General features: G+C 69.1%; 2 protein-coding genes. Both read right to left on the bottom strand.

Annotated features, from left to right (window positions below; all coding sequences use genetic code 11):
* Positions 1–905 (bottom strand): RNA polymerase sigma factor (locus tag VGR06_RS27205; RefSeq protein WP_327561982.1); only part of this gene is annotated, 905 nt, incomplete at its 3' end.
* Entirely contained in the window at positions 902–1261 is a 360-nt protein-coding gene (locus tag VGR06_RS27200; RefSeq protein WP_327561981.1) for a YciI family protein, read from the bottom strand. The genes VGR06_RS27200 and VGR06_RS27205, both read right to left, overlap by 4 nt.
* Positions 1262–1737 lie beyond the last annotated feature (476 nt).

Here is a 1737-nt window from a genome sequence, read left to right as displayed (position 1 = left end):
GGTCGCCCGCCGCGGAGGCCGGCCACGATCAGGTCGTGCGCCTCGGCGATCGCTGACCTGTCCCACTGCGACCGGTCCTGCTCCTGCAGCCGCAGCAGCCGGCCGTGGGCGTCGACCCGGGTGGTGCGCCGGGCGTCGGTGACCAGCAGCAAGGCGAGCAATCCCCAAACCTCCCGCTCGTCGGGCATCAGCTCTCGCAGCATCCGGGCCAGGTGCAGCGACTGGTCCACCAGGTCTGTACGTACCAGCGACGCGCCCGTCGGCGCCGTGTGCCCCATGGTGAACAGCAGATGGATTACCGCAAGCACCGCGCCCAGTCGATCCGGCCACTCGGCCGCTCCCGGCATCCGGTAGGGGATCCGGGCGACGGAGATCTTCTTCTTCGCCCGGGTCAGGCGAGCGGCCATCGTCGCCTCCGACACCAGAAAACCCCGCGCGATGTCACTGGTCGACACCCCGCAGACCAACCGTAGGGTGAGAGCGGTCTGGGCGTCCTGCGCCAACGCCGAATGGCAGCACAGGAAGATCAGCCGCAGCCGTTCGTCCGGCACCACGTCCCCAGGCTCCTGCACGACCGGTTCCTCCATGGCCACCTCACCCACCAGCGCGAGCTCATCCACCGTCTCGTCCGGCTCCACCAGCAACGGCAGCTTCGCCCGGAACACCTGCTCGCGCCGCACCGCATCCATCGCGCGGCGCTTGGCCGTGGTGGTGAGCCAAGCGACCGGGTGGTTCGGGATCCCGTCGCGAGCCCAGGCCACCAGCGCGGCGGCGTATGCCTCCTGCACGCACTCCTCGGCCAGGTCCAGGTCCCGCGCGACGCGCGCCGTCGCGGCGAGCACCAACGCCCACTCGCGACGGTGCGCGTCCGCGACCGCCGTTTCGACGTCTGCCGGGTCGCTCATCCCTCGACCGGCGGCGCCTTGACGAAGCCGCTGTCCACGGGCCGCACCTCGACACCGCCGCCCTGCTGGGTGGCGGGGTTGCGCCGAGCGATCTCCAGGGCGGCGTCCAGGTCGGGCGCCTCGATCACGCAGAAGCCGGCAACGACCTCCTTGGCATCGATGAAGGGGCCGTCCGTCACGACGTCACCGCGAATCGAGGTCGCCGTGGCGACCGGGTGCAGCGCGAAGGCCGCCACCATGGCACCGGACTTCACCACCTCCTCGGCATGCCGGTCGTGCGGCTCGAGTTCTTCGGCGGTGGCGTTCGCGCCGTGGGCCGAGTCGTTCGCGTAGATCAGAATCGCGTACTGGGCCATGCGGCTCTCCATTCAGGTAGCCGGTTGTCGCTCTACACCCTTACGTCGGACGGCCGGCACGGATTCGACTGCCCTCGTCCAGGTTATTTTGTGACCGACACCTGGCACCGGGTACGAACACGGTTCCCGCGAAGCGTTGGCCGGCCGGATGCATCGCCCGGCGAGAGACCAGGCCCGTGGGGAATCATCGCCGACTTCGATGGCCGAACGCCCTCGTGTTTCCCAAGCACGACGGCAGCGGGGTCACGTCGAGCGTGCGGTTTCGCGAGGAGGGTGAGTGGACCTGAGGTTACGGCATACGAACTCTTCGATCATGGCTCAAGGCTGTGACCTAGCCTCGGTCTTTCGCTAACTGTTGATCGAGGCGTCTTCGCCGCTTGTTGATCTTTCGGTGTTTGCCGGTCGGGATGGGGGCATGCCGGTGGCCCGACGCGGGGGTCGGGTTCCTCCTGCGGGGGTTCGTCGGGGTGGGGCCG

The sequence above is a fragment of the Actinophytocola sp. genome (assembly GCF_036002505.1).
Taxonomy (GTDB): Bacteria; Actinomycetota; Actinomycetes; order Mycobacteriales; family Pseudonocardiaceae; genus DASYTH01.
The sequence above is the reverse complement of the archived record's forward strand: the minus strand, read 5'-3'. Positions and strand labels throughout refer to the sequence as shown.